Annotated in this window: 3 protein-coding genes and 1 pseudogene; 2 read left to right on the top strand and 2 right to left on the bottom strand. The window is 62.3% G+C overall.

Annotated features, from left to right (window positions below; translation table 11 throughout):
• Both flgF and EOA29_RS30650 read right to left on the bottom strand, forming a co-directional pair.
• Positions 1 to 599 (bottom strand): flagellar basal-body rod protein FlgF (flgF, locus tag EOA29_RS30655; protein ID WP_127222051.1); only part of this gene is annotated, 599 nt, incomplete at its 3' end.
• Between the two features lie 7 nt (positions 600 to 606).
• The gene (locus EOA29_RS30650) at positions 607 to 1,728 is read right to left on the bottom strand and encodes a DUF1217 domain-containing protein (protein WP_126092202.1); all 1,122 of its coding nucleotides are present in this window, start codon (positions 1,726 to 1,728) and stop codon (positions 607 to 609) included.
• Between the two features lie 146 nt (positions 1,729 to 1,874).
• Between EOA29_RS30650 and motA the strand changes: the two genes are divergently transcribed.
• Together motA and EOA29_RS30640 are read left to right on the top strand one after the other, a co-directional pair.
• Positions 1,875 to 2,750, top strand: a complete 876-nt coding sequence (gene motA, locus EOA29_RS30645; RefSeq protein WP_126092203.1) for a flagellar motor stator protein MotA — start codon at positions 1,875 to 1,877, stop codon at positions 2,748 to 2,750.
• A gap of 34 nt (positions 2,751 to 2,784) precedes the next feature.
• Positions 2,785 to 3,096 (top strand): annotated as a pseudogene (locus EOA29_RS30640) (flagellar motor switch protein FliM); the annotation flags it as partial.

Raw genomic sequence — 3,096 nt, 5'->3', positions numbered from 1 at the left:
ACGTTGGATTCCTCGAGGAAACCCTGCGCCACGCCGACGTCGGAGCGATCGGTCACAGGTTCAGGCGTCCGCGCGGGCACGATGCCGGAATTGCCGTAGCGGACGAAATTCTGCCCTGGGTCGAAATTGTAGAGGCCGATGGCGCCGACCAGCTGGTCGTTCTGCCTGAGCGAGCCGTCGGCGCCGGCCTTGGGCGGTCCGTTGCGAGGGTCGAGCTGGATCGGCGCACCGCCGCTGTCCAGCACCGGATAGCCTTCGATCGACATCAGCTCGCCGTTCTCGTTCATGGAGAAGCGGCCGTCGCGGGTCATCACGGTGCCAACCGGCGTCTCGATGGCGAACCAGGCATCGCCCTGGATGGCGAAGTCGAAAGGATTGCCGGTTTCGGTCAGCGAGCCATGCGCGGTGGAAAGATAGGTCTTGCCCGAGGAAGCGAAGGAGACCGACTTCGGCCCGGTGCCGGAGACCACGTCCTCGAACTTCACGCCGGTGGCGCGGAAGCCGATGGTCGAGGCATTGGCGACATTGTCGGCGATGGTGTCGAGGCGGCGCTCGAGCGCAATCTGCGAGGAGAGGGCGACGTAGAGACTGTCCTGCATGGTGTTCTCAGAACTTCAGCTTCTGCATGGCCATCATCAGGTCGGTGGAGATGCCCACGGTGATCGGCTGCGCGAAGAGCACGCTGACCGACGTCACGGCGGTCGAGGTCGGGTTGTTGATCTCGTACATGCTGGTGAAGCGGGTCAGGAACTTGCCGAGTTTCTCGGGGTCGGTGAAATCCGAGATGTCGAGCTTCTGCTCGAACAACTGCGCCTGCTTGTCGATGTCGGCCGTGGCGAAGGAATCGGGCAGGCCGAGCGCGGTGCGCACCACGCTGGCAAGCGCGGTGTCGGCGAGCACGTCGTACCAACTGGTGATGCCCGGCGCCTTGCGCTGGAAGTAAAGCGCCAGCCGCACGCCCTCATTGGTCTTGCCGGCGTCTTCCTCCAGCGTCTGGCGCATGTATTTGTCGACGGTCGGCTGCTGCGCCGGAACGTAGGCGGTGGCGTTCTCGCCGTACTGCTCGAAGTTGAAGGCCGAGGCCAGCGCCGCATAGGCCGGATCCGTCTGCTTGTTGGCGACGCTGTCGGGGTCGCGCACGCCGCCTTGCAGGACCTGCTTGATGAGATCCTTGTCCTCGGTGGCCGAATCGAGGCCGAACGCCGCCAGCGCGTAGGTGTAGAGCCGGCTGTTGCCCATCAAGTCGTCGACGGACTTCACCTTGGTGATATTGGCGAGATAATAGGTCGTCTCGCCCTTCACATAGTCCGAATTCGGATCAAGACCGGCGATCTGCGCCTGGATGGCGTAGTTCTTCGTCACCAGCTGCTGCGCCTTGTTGTAGATGGTCGCATCGGCGCCATTGGCGGCGAAGTTGAAGGCGCTGACAAATTCGGCGTAGCGCTTGTCGGTCAGCTTGTTGGCGAAGCTATTGGGATCGGAAACACCTTCCTTCAGCGCCTTGACCATAAAGGCCTTGGCATAGTCCATGTCCTCCAACCCGTAGGCCTTCATGGCATATTTGAACACGCGGTCATTGTTGACGAAATCGTCGATCGATTTCACCTTGGTGATGTTGGCCAGGTAATACTTGGTATCGCGATCAACCGTCGGCTGTTGCTCGATACGGTCGATCGACTTGTTGATGTCTTTCACGATCAACTGGTAGCTGGTGTAGGTATTGAGCAAGGACACGCCTCCGGCCGAAGCTATCCCGAAACAATAAGCTCACTTCCTTGCGCGAAACTGAATCGCGCCCATCGGCTTCGATTCAAGCCTCACACAAGGCACGAGGACTATCCGTGATCACGACGTGATGTGCGGAAGGACCTGTCGTGGGTATTCTGATCGGACTTGTGGTGACGCTTGGTTGCGTTCTCGGCGGCTTCATGGCCATGGGCGGGCACCTGCATGTGCTGATGCAGCCATGGGAAGCGGTGGTCATCTGCGGCGCCGCGCTCGGCACCTTCCTCGTCGCCAACCCGATGAAGACGGTCAAGGACACGGGCAAGGGCATTATCGAAGCCTTCAAGCAGGCGGTGCCCAAGGAACGGGACTACCTGGAGACGCTCGGCGTGCTGCACAGCCTGATGCGCGAACTGCGCTCGAAGTCGCGCAGCGAGGTCGAGGCGCATATCGACAATCCGGAAGAATCCGCGATCTTCCAGGCCTTCCCGACCGTCCTGAAGAACCACGATCTGACGAATTTCATCTGCGACTATTGCCGCATCATCATCATCGGCAATGCACGCTCGCACGAGATCGAGGCGCTGATGGACGAGGAGATCCAGACCATCCGCAGCGACAAGCTGAAGGCCTATCACGCGATGGTCGCGGTCGGCGACGGCCTGCCGGCGCTCGGCATCGTCGCCGCAGTGCTCGGCGTGGTGAAGGCGATGGGCGCGCTCGACCAGTCGCCGGAAATCCTCGGCGGGCTGATCGGCGCCGCGCTTGTCGGAACCTTCCTCGGCATCTTCCTGTCCTATGGCGTGGTCGGCCCGGTCGCCACCAAGATCAAGACGGTTCGCGAGAAGAAGAACCGCCTCTACATCATCGTCAAGCAGACGCTGCTCGCCTACATGAACGGCGCCTTGCCGCAGGTCGCGATCGAGTTCGGCCGCAAGACCATCTCCTCCTATGAGCGCCCGACGATCGATGCCGTCGAGCAGAGCACCATGAATACGGGCGTCGCCGAGAAGAAGGCGGCCTGAGCATGCAGAACTTCAGCCAGGGCCGCATGCCGTCATGACCAGTCCGGGCAGTCCGTCGCAAACCCGGGCCTTGATCATCGAGCGTCTCGTCGGCGACAGCGGCGAGGCCGCGCAGGTGATCGGCGTCGGCCGCGGCATGGCCGAACGCTCGCTGCCGCTGCTGCAGAAAGCCCTTTCCGGCGACCTTGGCGCGCCGGTCACGGTCGACCTGCAAGCGGTGGAAGTGAGTCGTGTGCCTGATGCGCGCATCCGCGCCGGCGAAACCTTCGCCATGACCATCGTCTCCTCGCCGACCTCGGCCGACGCCATGACGCTGGTCATGGCGTCGGCCGAGGTCGGCGAGGAG

Source organism: Mesorhizobium sp. M1E.F.Ca.ET.063.01.1.1, assembly GCF_003998155.1.
GTDB lineage: Bacteria > Pseudomonadota > Alphaproteobacteria > Rhizobiales > Rhizobiaceae > Mesorhizobium.
This window is presented reverse-complemented; position numbering and strand designations above follow the sequence as displayed.